Raw genomic sequence first — 14,091 nt, 5'->3', positions numbered from 1 at the left:
TTCTTTTTTATTTTATTATCACTTTGTGGTTTTTTATCTCATAGGCATTAATAAAATTAATATTCTTTATAGTGGTTAATATATCTTCCAGTTTTTGATCTTTATTCAAAACTCCGTTAAATTTTACATTTCCTAAAGCCGGATCAGCAAATTCAATATCAACGTCATACCAGCGTGATAATACTTTTGAAATATCTTTTAGAGGCATTCCTTTAAATACAAAAAGCCCTTTTCGCCATGACGTTTCATTGTACACATCTACGGTTTCGATTTGTATATTATCATCGTTTCGGCTAATTTTTGATTGTTGGCTTGGCGCTAAAAATTCTTTGTTTTTGGCATTGCTTATCGCTACTTTTCCTTCCACCAAAGTGGTATAAATTGTAGATTCATCTCTATAAGCTTTAATGTTGAACTGAGTCCCGATCACTTCTACATTTTGTTGTTGCGTTTTTACTTTAAATTTCGACCCTTTGTGTTTGGTACTTGGCGATACTTCAAAATAAGCTTCTCCATAAACCAATTCTACTTGTCGGGTTTCTCCGTCGACAAATTCTACAGGATATTTTAATTGTGATTCTGAGTTTAACCAAACTTTCGTGCTATCTGCCAATTGTACAAAAAACTGTCCGCCTCGGGGAATCGTCAAAAAGTTATTCGCGATTACGTTATTATTATTTTTTGAATTGTAAACTAATTTTTCTCCATTACTCGAAACGTTTCCGGTTTGGTATGTTTTTCCTTTTTCAAGCGCAACTACAGATCCGTCTTCTAAAGTTAAGGTTGCTTTATCACTGCCTATCAAAATCTTTTTATTGATTACAACCGGATTATTCTGTTTATCAAATGCATTATCGTTGAATAAAACCGAGATGGAAACAAACAATAAAACAACTGCCGCCGCTGCAATCCTGAAAATAGTTTTTGAATAAAATGGTTTATGAATCGGAATTACTTTTACTTGTTCTGACGCTAAAGCATTCTGAAGTCGATTTCTCATTCTGTCTTCAAGTTCTTCTTTTGGACCCAGATTTATATCCCAGTCCAGATTGGTTTGAAAACTTTCATAATAATTCAGCAACGACTTATTCTCCTCTGCATTGGTTTCACCAGAAAGATATCTATTTAGTAACACCAAAAATTCGTCTCTTTTCATTTTCTTTTAATATATTAATCGGGGAATAATACTAGTAAGTACACAAAACGGCTTGTACCCCCTAGTCGAAATGGATTTTTTTTTTAATTTTTTTATGTTTTTTATGAAAATCATTGAAAAAATAGGAAAAGTTTTATTTTGTAAAATCAAATAATAACCTATAATCCAGAATAATACATTTCTACTTGAAGAGATTTTTCGAAAGCCATAAAACCATTGCAACACTCGCCGTGCTTCCCATAGAAAATCGGATTACATGAAGTGCTTTTGTAATGTGGTTTTCGACTGTTTTTGTAGAAATATTTAAGCGTTCGGCAATTTCCTTATGTGATAATTGTTCTTCCCTGCTGAGTTTATAAACCAATTGGCATTTCTCAGGAAGTGTTTCAATTATGGCATTTATTTGCTGTACCAATTCTTCGTGCATCAATAAAGTTTCGGGAGTTGCATGCTGAAAACGTTTATCGATATCCTCAAAAAGTTCAACATGAATTTTGTCTTTATTTTTCTTAAACTGATTAAAGACCTGATATCTGGCGCAGGCATACATATAGCCTTTTAAGGAAATATTTATTTCTAATTTTTCGCGATTGTGCCATATATTCAGGAATATATCCTGAATAATATCTTCGCACAATTCCTTGTCTTTTAAAACATTATACGCCGAAATAAATAAGGATTGCCAATATTTATTGTACAATTCCGTCAAAGCCGACTCATCGCCGCTACGTAAGCGATCGATTAAAACAATGTCGTGATTTAAGTCCGGATTTGACAATTTGTATTATTTTGGAATATTGTATTTTGAGCAAACATAATAAAATAATTCAATAAATTTAAGTTGACGTTAAACAAGAAGTTAGGTTCTGTTTCTTTGTTCAACCTTTAAACTCGACTAAAATTGTAGAAATAACAACATTTCGCAATTTCGGGCTTAAAAAAATTTGTGATTGATAATTCTTTTCGACTTAAAAAATACTTTTCCTAAAAGCGACTTTTTAGTACTTTCAAAAATTAGAACAGTGGTCTTAAGTTTTTTCTTAAACAATTAAAAAGTTTGAATTTAGTTAATGAAATCGATTTCGGAAAAATCTTCAGAAGACGTTCAAGATTCAAAATAGCGCTCACTTTGATTTTTTTTAATGTGTTTAACAATTTTTTAATACTATAAAGCAAGTCTACAGCCAAATAAGTTTAGGATTGCTTCTCCATCATTTCTATCTTTGCACCAAAAAATATCGAGGTTCACATTTATGAGTCATAGCTTTTTTGTTCGCTGTAAGATCGTTCAGATTCTTACTTTGAAATAATCCTCTCGCTGTCCTTATTAAAAAAAATAGCATAAGAATGACTTTGATTAGAGAAACACGACACCTTCTCTTTCCTTCAACAGTTCTTTATCTGACTTTGAGAAATCGCCTAAGCACAAATTCTGCTCAGGAATCAAAATAAAAAAACACAATAGAGAAACAATAAAATAAATGAATACACTTAACGCTTCCATTATTGCTATTGGAGGATATGTACCGGAAACGGTTTTAAGCAATACTGATTTAGAAAAAATGGTTGATACCTCAGATGAGTGGATTACTTCACGCACAGGTATAAAAGAAAGAAGAATACTTGATAATCCGGCATTGGCAACTTCAGATATGGCTTCTTTTGCAGTTAAAGATTTACTGGAAAATTACGCAATAGATCCACTTGATATTGATTGTGTTATTTTGGCAACCTCTACGCCTGATCGTATTTTAACTCCTGCAGCAAGTTTGGTATGCGAAAAAGCCGGCTTGAAAAATGCCTGGGGATTCGACCTTAATTCTGCCTGCAGCGGTTTCTTATATGCTCTTTCAGTTGGCGCAAGTTTTATTGAAAGCGGCAGATATAAAAATGTTATCGTTATTGGTGCTGACAAAATGAGTTCTATCGTTAATTATGAAGACAGAAACAGTTGTATTTTGTTTGGCGACGGTGCAGGTGCAGTACTTTTACAGCCCAACACTGAAGGACGCGGAATTCAGCAAAATATTTTCAGAACTGACGGAACGGGAGCAGAATATTTAACGGTACGTGCCGGTGGTTCGCTGCTTTCTACATCTGAAGAAACGATCCATAACAAACAGCATTTTGTACAACAAGAAGGAAGAACTGTTTTTAAACAAGCTGTTAAAAACATGAGCGGAACTTCTAAGGAATTAATGGAAAAAGCTTCTCTGACTCCGGAAATGATTGACTGGGTAATTCCACATCAGGCAAATCTTAGAATCATTCAGGCAGTAAGCGAAGATATTGGTATTGGTCTTGACAGGTTTAAAATAAACATTCAAAAATACGGAAATACTACAGCAGCAACGATTCCGTTGTGTTTATGGGATTTTAAAAACGATTTCAAAAAAGGGGATAATATCATTGTAACGGCTTTTGGTGCAGGATTCTCTTGGGGAAGTATGTACATTAAATGGTAATTTATAATAAAACCTAATATTTAAGTTTTATCTTTTTATAAATAAAAAAAGTACTTAGTATAAATTTATACTAAGTACTTTTTTTTAGACAGAATTAATCTATTTCTTTACTCGTTATACGTTTAAAAGAATACTTTTCTATATTTGATTAAAAGGAAAAAAGTCTGAATACAGCTAATCCTCTTTTTTTATAAAACACCTCTATTACCAATGCAAAAGACCTTTATTATAATCTTCATAATTTCATTTTCTTTGTTTATTTCCTGTAAAGATAAAAGTGCAGCAAAACCGAGGGTTCTGGTAAAAAAAGCAGAAGATGATACTAAAGATTTAGAATTAGAAATACTAAAGGATACACTTTATCCTGTATATAATTTAACCGGTAAAACAACTGCTATTGTGCTTACAATGTTTGACACGGATAGCGTATCCAGATCTAAATTTGAAAAAATATACAGCAAAATAAACGATGCTGATTCTCTAGAAAGTGATTTCTATAAACATCCGGCTTCTCCAAACAGAAAATTTGAATATTACGACACTCTAGGAATCGTGCAGCTTATAAAAAGTAAAAAATTAGAAAAGGAGATTAAAAAAATCATTGCTCCTAAATATTATGTTTACGGAACTAAAGGTTTTGCCGAAATGACTGTTGATGAAGTCGTATGCAGAATTGATGATTGCAGAGAAAATTTTATTGGCTTGACCATTAAAAATTTCGATACCGCCAAAAACGGAAAACCTCTTTTTTGCTCGACTAAACCAATAAAATTAAACTACGGCAAAAATTATTTTGCAACCCAAAGAAAAATTCAAAAAATAGATGACAGCATCGTTTACAGATATAGTGACCTTGACAGTGTTAAGACGAAAGTTTTCGCTAATATAGGACCCGCCTATTTTATTTATAATGATGATTTTTTATGGGGCAGAAATGTCAAACAATCAAAATGTCTATTTCCCGGAAGACGAATAATCATTCAGAAAAAAGACAATTCATTTAAAACAATATATGTTCAGGCATTAGATTTATTTGGAATGGCTTGCGATTAAAAATCTAGGTTATGGCAGTGATAAATATTCTTTGTACTCAATTTTATTATCATTGTTTTTGTAAAAAACATAATAGTTTTCGCCACCTTGAAAATACATATCAATTTTTAATGTATCCTGCAAAATCCACCTGTAAGAAACATCTGCATCTTTAGCTTTCCATTCGCGATTTTGCTGTGGCAATTCTTCCAGCAAACTAGTTTTTAGATAATCCGGTGATTCCTTATAAAATATTTTATACGCATTATTAAAGGTGTTTTCATTACAAACACATGTTTTGTTCAAAGCATCGTCGTACCGTGATTTGCCGTTGTCATTTTCTTTGCATTTGAAAAGAAGTTCCTTTGGTTTTTCACTTTTTTTTGTAAAATGAAAATAATTTCCGGAGTACCAAACTACTAGATCATCTCCAAAAACATATATCTTATGAAACGGAGGGGAACATTTCATTGTTATAACGCCTTGAAATGTGTTTATATTAATTTCAAACAAATCATACAATTTATCTTCTAAGGTTTTCATTTCCTCTTTTAGCGAATGATTGTAAAAATGTCCTTCGACATGATATTCTAAATTATGTATCGTATCAATTTCAAAAGAAGCATCGCAAATGCCATCATTTAAAATAAATTCGCTGTCTAATAATTCAAAATTATAAGTTTTAGAATCTCCTGATTTTGATGACTTTTTAAGTTCCCATTTGCCTTTGAGACTTTCTAAACTAAAAGCTTTAGTATTCTCTTCTTTTTCTAAAAGATAAATTGAATCGTTGTCTTTATCCTGTTTTTTGATTAGAAATTTATGCTCTTCTTTTTGATTTTTACAGGCTGTTATTACTAAAAGCGTTAATAGTAAAAAGGATATTTTTTTAATCATTTTTGTTTTCTGTTTTATCTTCAATAGTTACTGTACCATAATTTATTTTTTCTGTCTTATCCTTGAAACCATCATAATAATCTGTTATCCATTTCTCGTTTCTATAGATGAAAGATAAAAACTTTCTGAAATCACTTTGCGGACCAAAAACTTGTAGATTATCTCCTTCTTTTGGTTCATAATTAAAATCAAAAGAATGTCTGTTGTTAAGCACTATCAGCATACTTTCATTTGTCAAATCTTCTGATAAAGAATCGTTAGGGAAAATTATCATTCCATCCATTGTAAAATCAGTACCGCCAATGTATTTCTCTAATGTCCAGGTATATTCTTTTCGTAAATGCTTAAATCTTCGGGATTTTTTGTTGTGTACAATTTTATCTATACCATTTGGAACGCAAGTACAAAGCTTAATTTCTTTTCCGGTTTCGCACATAAATTCATTATTAAACTAAATTATTCTTCTGCGATATTTTCTAATATTTCTCGTATTGTTTTTAGGGTTTCAGTTGAAGTTTTGCGAATAATAATTTTGTTTTTCTTGTCTTTAATAAGTTCGGTAAACAAATTGTCTTCGGTGTTTATGTCCACTATTGTTCCGCCGTATTTCAATGTTGTTTCTGCAATTGCCATTGGCAGATTTGTCGCTCCGGATGTCCCAACAATAAATAAAATCCCCGAGTTTTTAGCTATTTTTAAAGAACTGAATCTTTTGTTTGTTTTTTCGTCGTAACATTCGTCAAACCATAAAATATTTGGGCGCATCCAATCGCCACATTCTTTGCATTTTAGTAATTCAATATCTTTCTCCGTCAAATCTTCGTTTATGTCTTTGCCATCAATTTCAGCAGGAAGATCTTCAATTCCTTTACAGCCATTTGAACATTTTATTTCTCTGGATTTTCCGTGTATTTCATAGATTCTTTCTGTGCCGGCACGTCTGTGCAAATTGTCTATATTTTGAGTTATGAGTTGAAACCTGTCTTGTAAAAGATTTTCAATTTTTAAAATTTCAAGATGACTTTCATTTGGCTGAGCAGTTTCAAACATCTTTTTTCTAAAAAGGGAATATTGCCAGACTTCCTCCGGATTTTCTTTAAAATATTTGAAAGTTCCAAATTCTTCCGGTTTATGAAATTTTGTTCCTTTAACCCAAATTCCGTCTGAACCTCTGTAAGTTGGAATGCCACTATCAGCAGAAATTCCTGCTCCGGTCAAAAACGTAAATAGATTTCTGTTTTTCTTAGTATAAACTTGTTTTATTATTTCGCTAAGCTGTTCTTTCATACTCTAAATCTATACAATTTTTCTAAATTACTTTATTATTGACATGAAAATAACTAATGTCATTAAGTTTAAGGGAAAATCCAATGGAACAAATTGTTTGGTTATTTGGATTATTAGAAAACAAGTCCGTTTTATTTTCATTATTAAGACACCTATTTGTTTTTGTTCCATCGGAACATCTCATCGGTAACCAAAATAAGAAGTTTTTTTTACGTTCCGTAGGAACGTTTGATTTATAGATAGTAATGGCAAAAACATATATAAATTACATACTTAATTTTTCAAACGTCCCCACGGGACGATATTTCTCACGATACATTTTTTTACCAATGAGATGTTCCGATGGAACAGATTGTTGTTGACAACATATCATCCGTTTTTTGTTACCTATTTTTGATTTTAGAAGTCTTTCGTCCCTTTAGTGACTATACTTATTTAGTAACTTAAACTCTTGCAAACAATTCAACGAAAAAGTAATTTGCAATGAAAATCATTTAAATACAAGACAATTTTACTATTTGGTCTAAAAAAAATGTAGTTTTATCTTTTAAATCGAAGTGAATTTTCAATCTTCAGCAATAAATTTTATAATAACAAAATCGAATCTGCTATTACAATATGATACAACTAAAAAAAATTGAAAGCCTAAGTTCGATTAAAAATACAAACAACCGAATACAGCTAAAGTTCCGTGGTTGGGAAGAACGAAGTGCTGGGCAAATGATCGTTTATCATGCTGTTTTAATTGATGAATTTGACAGAACAAAGGAGCTTTTTGGAGAAAAGGAAATTCAATGTTCTAGTGATGAAAAAATCGAAATTGAACATCCAACTAAAAATTTTGGGTTCATTGCGAGTCATGGTTCTTTTTTAATTAACCCTTCAAATTACAGCAAAACAAACTTAGATACCTATCACAGAGTTGACAGAACTATGGTTAAGGATTCTTTGGTTGGCAGTTTTTTTTATTCTGATTTTCATTTATTAATTAATAAAAGAAGTTTAGTGGTAACGGATTTAGCAACTTTAGAAAAGAAAAGAATCAAATTTAATGAGGATATTAACATCGAATGGGCGTATTTCATTAATTCGAAACAAATTCAAATTATTCAGGCTTTTTCTAATCTCTGTTTTATATATGATTTAGAGGAAGGAAAAATTATAAATCAAAGAAATATTGTCGATGAAAACCTTTATCCCAATATTTTCAGATGGATTTACAGAGGACAGCAATACAACTCAAATCATGTAGAAATGGAATTGCTTCAAAGAAATGGCGATCAACAATCTATAAGTACTTATTTTGAAATAATGTAACTGATAACTAATCGTTTTTATCTTCCGTTTTATCTTGAAAAGTTACTTTACCATAATTTATTTTTTCCAACTTATACATGAATGGCAGATAAGAATCAGCTATCCATTCTCCGTTTTCAAAGATGAAAGATAAGTGTTTTCTAATATGATTTTTTGGAGTATAAATGCTAAGATTATCTCCTTCCTGAGGTTCATAATCAAAATCAAAACAATTTTTACTGTTAAGATCAACAAGCATTCTTTCGTTTGTCAAATCTTCTGATAAAGCTTTTTCTGGCATATATCCCATTCCGTCCATTGTAGTATTACTAAATCCTAAACATCTATCCAATGTCCAGGTAAAATCGTTAAGTCTTTTATTCTTGGATTTTCTGGAATTTTTATGATGTACAACCTTATTCATAGTCGCTGGAAAGCAAGTACAAAGCTTAATTTCTTTTCCGGTCTGACACATAAATTCGAATATTAAAAAATTAGTTTATAGAATAACTTTTATTTGCTTATTGTGATTATGATCGGGCGCTATTTTATCTTTTTAAATGTTTTCTCCGCTAAATCTAAATCAGATTTCAAGATTAGTTCTTTGGAATTTTTTATTTTAAAAATCAACTCTCTATTACTATTTATTTCTTTTATTTCCCATTTTTTATTTCCTTTTTCCAAAGCTTCTTTAGTTGATTTTATCGGTGGCTGAACGGGATTTTCTAAAATATCCGACGAATCTGCTTTTATATTCACTTTCAATGAATTTTCTCCAAATGGTTCGACTTGAATATTCGCCACAAAAAAACCTGGTGTATAGCCTTCTCTCACTTCATCAAATAAATCTGTATTACCATAAAATAATCCAGTTAAGGTTTTCTCAACAACTTCTCCTTTTTCATTTTTCTCTTCCCATGAATATCCTTCAAAATCAGAAATACTTTTAGTATCTACTTTATTCAAAACCAACAAAAGACTTTCGTTGGGATTATCAGTGTTTTTATATTCATATTCTCCAAAAAAACCGCCTAATATATCGCTGCTGGATGATTGAATTTTATCTTTAGTTGCGGTTGGTATTATTTCTTTGGTTTCCTTTTTTTCTTCTTTACACGCACATAAAGAAAGAAATATTAAAAAAAGAATTATGCTAATTTTTCTCATTTATATCTTAGTTGATTGATTCTTTTGTTTTCTTATATGTACGAAAATAATATATTTTTTTTCTTCTTTTATATATAACTTAGATTTAAAAATAATTATTTTGTGCAGAAAAAAATTACCTTCTCAGAAATAATTAAAGTACTAATTATCAATTGTAAATTTGATTTTTCCAATAACCTAAAAATAGAAATTAATTGAAAAAGACTAAAAATAAGATACTGATTATAGTGATTTTACCTTTCATCATACTTTCTTCCTGTAAAAATAATCAGAAAACATCTGATGATATAAAAAAAACAGACAGCATCTCAAATACGGAAAAAGATAGTACTGAAATGAGTGTCAGAACTGCTACTTTATTCAGCTTTAACAATGAGGACAATACTGAAATAATTAAAATATCTGGCAGTGAAGCCAGTGATAATGATGATTTTTGGCTAGCTGGTGAAAAAAATATACTTATTGTTTCGAAATATAAAAAAGATAAAGGAAATGAGTTACTAATTCAAAAGGATACCTTGCTTGTAAGTGACTATAATCATGTGAATATTGACCGAAAACACTTTTTAAGAAAAAAGGATTATTTTCTATTTGCGACAATGGAATCTCCTCTTGGTAATGGAGATCTTGGCTTATACTTGAGCTTTTTTATGTTAAATCTCAAGACTTTAAAATTTTATATCTTAAAATATGAAGGAGAATCTACTTTAAGATCTGGAAATTTTGTTGATGGCAAATTCATAGAAGATAAAAGTTTGGATTCTAACGTTACAATTAAGGAAGAATTATATGAGTTTGCTAATAAAAGCAAATGGATTTACAATCCGTCAGGGCTAGATAAAGACATTAATTATTACAGGAACTTTGAACAAAAATGGCATTTAGACAATGATCCCGAAGGTAGTAAAACTTTATATCCTGCTATTATTAAAAGCACTTATTATTCTGAAGATCTTTTTAAGTTTAATGGAGATTATGATAAAGATCAATTCATCGAAAATGCCGATTACAAGATTGTTACCTATTTTCGCAATAATGTTATTGGATATGACAAGAATAAAAAATTATATTTCCCAATTACTGTAGAATCCTGCGATATAGGATGTGATAAGAAAATAGAGTTTGTATCTGAAAATGAAATAGAAATATCGTACGAAGATAGCACACAGCAAGCTGACACTATTGATTTGAACAAAATAGAGTTTACAAACAATCCACTATGATGAAATTTATTGCATTTATAAGCATCCAAATAAAAAAAAACATCTGACATAAATATTTATATGCCAGATGCAATTACAAATCAACGTCCAATAATTTTTTATTTTACTGTATAGGTAAAATGATTTGCCTCGCAAACCCTGAAATAGCCTAAAGCAAAATTATTAGCATCAGTTGTATTGATAATATTACCTCTGATATTGCCTGGTGCTGCAGCAAAAGGGTTCGAATTTGTTACTTCCAAAATTAAATTCATATAATTATAAAAGTTTTTAGAAATACCACGATGCGTTATATCAAGAACTTTTCCCGGCTTTAAATCTGTATCAGTAAATTTTTCATTTATTTCGTTCCCATTAATAAATTCATCACTGGTTGAGGTATATTCCGGATAAGGCAGTAGATCAGTTTTATAATCTGTTAAATAATAATTGGTCTGATCAGCTGGATCTTTATAATAAAATGTTACCACAATAAGATCTGGCCCACTGATATCGGCCATAAATTCCTGATCTACCTTATCAACTGGCGGTACGGGAATTAATTTTTCAGTAGCTGTTAAAGTTTGTCCGTCAACGTCTACAAATAATTTATATTCCATATTAATTGCAGGAACAAAATTAGTACAAACATATAACCCCGGTACAGATTCATTGAATGTAAAAACAGTTCCCTCACTATTTTCGACCCTTACATGTGCTCCTGAAACCTTTGGTACATTGGCACTATAATAAGGAGCCATTCTGGTTATTTTTATTGTTTGTTCATTACCGCTTGTTCCTTTTTCCCAAATTATCTCAGCATCGATCACTATTTTTGGATCTCCTGTTTCTAAATCCAGTTCAACAACTTTGTCGCAGGATAAAAAAAGTAAAACAAAAAAGAGACTAAATAAAGTAATCGTTTTATTTTTTAAATTGTATTTTTTTAATCTTAGCATATCCATTAAAATTTAAAATTATAAGAAACACCAGGTACTAATCCGTAAATAGATAGTTGTCTGGACTCATTCGCTCCTGTAGTATCATTTTGTGAAAACGTGATCGATGCAGCATTTTCCCTGTTATAAAGATTATAAATACTAAATACCCAATAGCTTTGCCATCCTTTCTTTTTATCTGGTCTAGGTGTGTAAGTTGCACCAATATCTAAGTGATGATATGCAGGAAGTCTGTTTGCATTTCTCAATGTATAATTAGGTACATTTTTTCCTCCAAATTCATAATAACCATTTGGATATGTTACCGGCTGACCTGATTGTAAGGTGAAATTAGCATTAAAGGACCATTTAGGATTAAATTCATAATTTGCAGTAATATTCAAATTATGTAATTTATCATATCCTGATAAATACCATTCTCCATTGGCAATACCTGGCTCTTCGGGTGTTCTGCCCGGCGTTTTTTGTTCGGCCTTAGACAAAGTATACGAAACCCATCCTGTAAAACGTCCGGTATTTTTTCTGAATAATAACTCCATACCGTATGATCTGGCTTTTCCATTCAGGATATCCTGTTCAATATTATTATTGCCTAACAAATTTGCACCATCAATATAATCGATACGGTTTTTAATTTTCTTATAAAATAATTCTCCTTCAAAAGAATATTCACGTTCCTTAAAATTTTTGAAGTATCCAACTGCATATTGATCCAACAATTGTGGTTTTGTAAAAGGTCCGCTTGGTGTCCAGATTGTCATAGGTAACGGAGCACGCGTGTTAGATAACATATGGATGTATTGTGCCATTCTGTTGTAACTTGCCTTTACAGAATTATCGTCATTAAAAGCGTATGACAACGCAGCACGTGGTTCGAGATTATCAAATTTACTAATCGTTTCTCCGCTTTTATAAGATATACTCCCGGTTGGTGTTCCTTCTTCATAAATATGATAAAAAGGATTATATACTACTGCTTGTCCGTTTTCGTAAGTACTTATTTCCTCACCTCCTAAACGATAAAACATACTATAACGAAGTCCATAACGGAGATTCAGTTTTTCTGTAACCTGATGTTCTACATCAAAATATGCAGAGGTTTCTAAAGCGTATTTTTTATCTAATTGATTATAATTATACTGCGAATCAACACCATACGGCTTTACAGATCCCGGGTTAAAATCATAATACAGACCATCAATACCATAGTTAAGTTTAAAATTATCTGAGATCGTATGATTCCAGTTATATTTAAGTCCGTAGTTGGTAATTTTACTATCCCATTCAAATTTTTGAAAAGGTATTTGCAGATTAAATTTGTAATCACTGTAAAAAACAGAAAGATTCGTATTTAACTTATCCGAAAATTTATGTTTCCAGTTAAAAATTCCCATAGTATTGCCGTATGTACTGGCAAAAAAATTATTGATATCAAATAAATCATTTCCCATATAGCCGGAAAAAGAAATAGTATTATTTGCCCCCAAACGATAATTAAACTTAGCATTAATATCATAAAACATGACAGAACTCTTGATATCAGTTAGTTTTAAAAATAAATGCGCATAAGAAGCACGTCCTGCAATAATAAAGGAACCAACATCTTTTTTTAGAGGCCCCTGCACTAAAAGTCGGCTCGAAATAAGACCAATACCTCCGTTTACTTTATAATCATTAAGATCTCCTGTTTGTTGGCTTACATCCAGAACTGAAGAAACGCGTCCTCCAAATTTAGATGGAATTCCTCCCTTATATAAATCTAATCCGTTAACGATATCTGCATTAAAAATAGAGAAAAACCCAAACATATGTGAGTCACCATAAACGGGAGCTCCATCCAAAAGAATCAAATTCTGATCGGCAGCACCACCACGAACATTAAAACCAGATGAAGCTTCGCCCGCATTTGTAACTCCGGGTAAAGTCAATAATGATTTTAAAGGATCCGGTTCGCCCATAGCAGTTGGTAATCTTTTAATCTCTGCCATTGAAAGTTTGCTAACACTCATTTGAGTATTTCTTACATCAACAGCTTTGCTTGTGGTTATAATTACCTGTTCAAGTTCCTGACTGTCAGAATCCATTGTGAAATTTATCCTTGCGTCGTCAGATACCTTAATTTGTGTTTCTTTATTCTTTAAGCCAATATAACTAATCGCAACGGTATAAGTTCCTTTGTCCAGATCTATAGAAAACATTCCGTTTTTATCTGTCGTAGCACCTGTTTCCAGTTCTTTTACATAAACATTTGCTCCTATAATTGGCTCATTACTATCGTCAAAAACCTGACCTGTCAGCTTGTTTTTTTTTTTAGGTGTTTTAGTAACTTTTTGTTTTACAAAAATATTATTGCCAACAATCGAAAACTGAACTAATGCTGTCTTATTTAGTTCGTTAACAAGTTCTTTTATTTCAATATTCTTATAAGTCTTTTGATGGGTAAAATACTTCTGACTTGTATTAATTTGATCCGTAAAGGCAAATTTAAAATCGCTTTGATTTTCAATTTGCTTAAAGAATTCTTTTAAGGTTACCGTTTTATCTACCGTTACTGTTACGTTTTGGGAGAATGCACTCAAACCGAATAAAAAAAAGCATGCGGAAATTATATGCTTCATGAAATTTTGTAT

13 protein-coding genes are annotated in these 14,091 nt (G+C 31.1%); 4 read left to right on the top strand and 9 right to left on the bottom strand.

Features of this window, described 5'->3' with window-relative positions:
- Positions 1 to 7: 7 nt before the first annotated feature.
- Positions 8 to 1,156, bottom strand: coding sequence for a FecR family protein (locus EAH81_RS01135; RefSeq protein WP_140502823.1), 1,149 nt, complete (start codon positions 1,154 to 1,156; stop codon positions 8 to 10).
- Between the two features lie 181 nt (positions 1,157 to 1,337).
- Positions 1,338 to 1,934 (bottom strand): RNA polymerase sigma factor, encoded by a 597-nt coding sequence (locus EAH81_RS01130; protein WP_140502821.1) that lies wholly within the window; start codon positions 1,932 to 1,934, stop codon positions 1,338 to 1,340.
- 703 nt (positions 1,935 to 2,637) lie between these two features.
- Here EAH81_RS01130 and EAH81_RS01125 point away from each other — a divergent pair.
- Both EAH81_RS01125 and EAH81_RS01120 read left to right on the top strand, forming a co-directional pair.
- Entirely contained in the window at positions 2,638 to 3,621 is a 984-nt protein-coding gene (locus EAH81_RS01125; protein WP_140502819.1) for a beta-ketoacyl-ACP synthase III, read from the top strand.
- Between the two features lie 210 nt (positions 3,622 to 3,831).
- Positions 3,832 to 4,674, top strand: coding sequence for a hypothetical protein (locus tag EAH81_RS01120; protein ID WP_140502817.1), 843 nt, complete (start codon positions 3,832 to 3,834; stop codon positions 4,672 to 4,674).
- Positions 4,675 to 4,683: 9 nt separating this feature from the next.
- On the opposite strand, the gene EAH81_RS01115 is transcribed toward EAH81_RS01120, so the two are convergent.
- From EAH81_RS01115 to EAH81_RS01105, 3 genes are read right to left on the bottom strand one after another with little or no spacing between them, the layout of a single operon-like run.
- Complete coding sequence (locus EAH81_RS01115) at positions 4,684 to 5,550, bottom strand: hypothetical protein (RefSeq protein WP_140502815.1); 867 nt, start codon at positions 5,548 to 5,550, stop codon at positions 4,684 to 4,686.
- Positions 5,543 to 5,986 carry a hypothetical protein gene (locus EAH81_RS01110; RefSeq protein ID WP_140502813.1) on the bottom strand — a complete coding sequence of 148 codons (444 nt, stop codon included), beginning with the start codon at positions 5,984 to 5,986 and terminating at the stop codon, positions 5,543 to 5,545. The genes EAH81_RS01115 and EAH81_RS01110 overlap by 8 nt, the downstream gene beginning before the upstream one ends.
- Before the next feature lie 20 nt (positions 5,987 to 6,006).
- Positions 6,007 to 6,837 carry an SIR2 family NAD-dependent protein deacylase gene (locus EAH81_RS01105; protein ID WP_140502811.1) on the bottom strand — a complete coding sequence of 277 codons (831 nt, stop codon included), beginning with the start codon at positions 6,835 to 6,837 and terminating at the stop codon, positions 6,007 to 6,009.
- Positions 6,838 to 7,455: 618 nt separating this feature from the next.
- Between EAH81_RS01105 and EAH81_RS01100 the strand changes: the two genes are divergently transcribed.
- Complete coding sequence (locus EAH81_RS01100; RefSeq protein ID WP_140502809.1) at positions 7,456 to 8,154, top strand: hypothetical protein; 699 nt, start codon at positions 7,456 to 7,458, stop codon at positions 8,152 to 8,154.
- 7 nt (positions 8,155 to 8,161) lie between these two features.
- Here the strand turns inward: EAH81_RS01100 and EAH81_RS01095 are convergent, their stop codons facing one another.
- Entirely contained in the window at positions 8,162 to 8,608 is a 447-nt protein-coding gene (locus tag EAH81_RS01095) for a hypothetical protein (RefSeq protein ID WP_140502807.1), read from the bottom strand.
- A gap of 68 nt (positions 8,609 to 8,676) precedes the next feature.
- Positions 8,677 to 9,300, bottom strand: a complete 624-nt coding sequence (locus tag EAH81_RS01090; RefSeq protein WP_140502805.1) for a hypothetical protein — start codon at positions 9,298 to 9,300, stop codon at positions 8,677 to 8,679.
- A 194-nt stretch (positions 9,301 to 9,494) separates the two neighbouring features.
- Here EAH81_RS01090 and EAH81_RS01085 point away from each other — a divergent pair, with 194 nt between their 5' ends.
- Positions 9,495 to 10,523 carry a hypothetical protein gene (locus EAH81_RS01085; protein ID WP_140502803.1) on the top strand — a complete coding sequence of 343 codons (1,029 nt, stop codon included), beginning with the start codon at positions 9,495 to 9,497 and terminating at the stop codon, positions 10,521 to 10,523.
- A 98-nt stretch (positions 10,524 to 10,621) separates the two neighbouring features.
- On the opposite strand, the gene EAH81_RS01080 is transcribed toward EAH81_RS01085, so the two are convergent.
- Both EAH81_RS01080 and EAH81_RS01075 read right to left on the bottom strand, forming a co-directional pair.
- Positions 10,622 to 11,461: a DUF4249 domain-containing protein gene (locus tag EAH81_RS01080; RefSeq protein WP_140502802.1), complete on the bottom strand. Its 840-nt coding sequence runs from the start codon at positions 11,459 to 11,461 to the stop codon at positions 10,622 to 10,624.
- 5 nt (positions 11,462 to 11,466) lie between these two features.
- Positions 11,467 to 14,079 (bottom strand): TonB-dependent receptor, encoded by a 2,613-nt coding sequence (locus EAH81_RS01075; RefSeq protein WP_140502801.1) that lies wholly within the window; start codon positions 14,077 to 14,079, stop codon positions 11,467 to 11,469.
- Between the last annotated feature and the right edge of the window lie 12 nt (positions 14,080 to 14,091).

It is taken from the genome of Flavobacterium pectinovorum, assembly GCF_006438875.1.
GTDB classification, from domain to species: Bacteria; Bacteroidota; Bacteroidia; order Flavobacteriales; family Flavobacteriaceae; genus Flavobacterium; species Flavobacterium pectinovorum_A.
Note: the sequence above shows the minus strand (reverse complement) of the source record. Positions and strands in the feature narration are given on the sequence as shown.

What these genes read in the sequence shown, in the direction of transcription:
- EAH81_RS01135 (WP_140502823.1), bottom strand. Translation starts at nt 1,156, where the DNA reads ATGAAAAGAGACGAATTTTTGGTGTTACTAAATAGATATCTTTCTGGT.
- EAH81_RS01125 (WP_140502819.1), top strand. Translation starts at nt 2,638, where the DNA reads ATGAATACACTTAACGCTTCCATTATTGCTATTGGAGGATATGTACCG.
- EAH81_RS01120 (WP_140502817.1), top strand. Translation starts at nt 3,832, where the DNA reads ATGCAAAAGACCTTTATTATAATCTTCATAATTTCATTTTCTTTGTTT.
- EAH81_RS01115 (WP_140502815.1), bottom strand. Translation starts at nt 5,550, where the DNA reads ATGATTAAAAAAATATCCTTTTTACTATTAACGCTTTTAGTAATAACA.
- EAH81_RS01110 (WP_140502813.1), bottom strand. Translation starts at nt 5,986, where the DNA reads ATGTGCGAAACCGGAAAAGAAATTAAGCTTTGTACTTGCGTTCCAAAT.
- EAH81_RS01105 (WP_140502811.1), bottom strand. Translation starts at nt 6,837, where the DNA reads ATGAAAGAACAGCTTAGCGAAATAATAAAACAAGTTTATACTAAGAAA.
- EAH81_RS01100 (WP_140502809.1), top strand. Translation starts at nt 7,456, where the DNA reads ATGATACAACTAAAAAAAATTGAAAGCCTAAGTTCGATTAAAAATACA.
- EAH81_RS01095 (WP_140502807.1), bottom strand. Translation starts at nt 8,608, where the DNA reads ATGTGTCAGACCGGAAAAGAAATTAAGCTTTGTACTTGCTTTCCAGCG.
- EAH81_RS01090 (WP_140502805.1), bottom strand. Translation starts at nt 9,300, where the DNA reads ATGAGAAAAATTAGCATAATTCTTTTTTTAATATTTCTTTCTTTATGT.
- EAH81_RS01080 (WP_140502802.1), bottom strand. Translation starts at nt 11,461, where the DNA reads ATGCTAAGATTAAAAAAATACAATTTAAAAAATAAAACGATTACTTTA.
- EAH81_RS01075 (WP_140502801.1), bottom strand. Translation starts at nt 14,079, where the DNA reads ATGAAGCATATAATTTCCGCATGCTTTTTTTTATTCGGTTTGAGTGCA.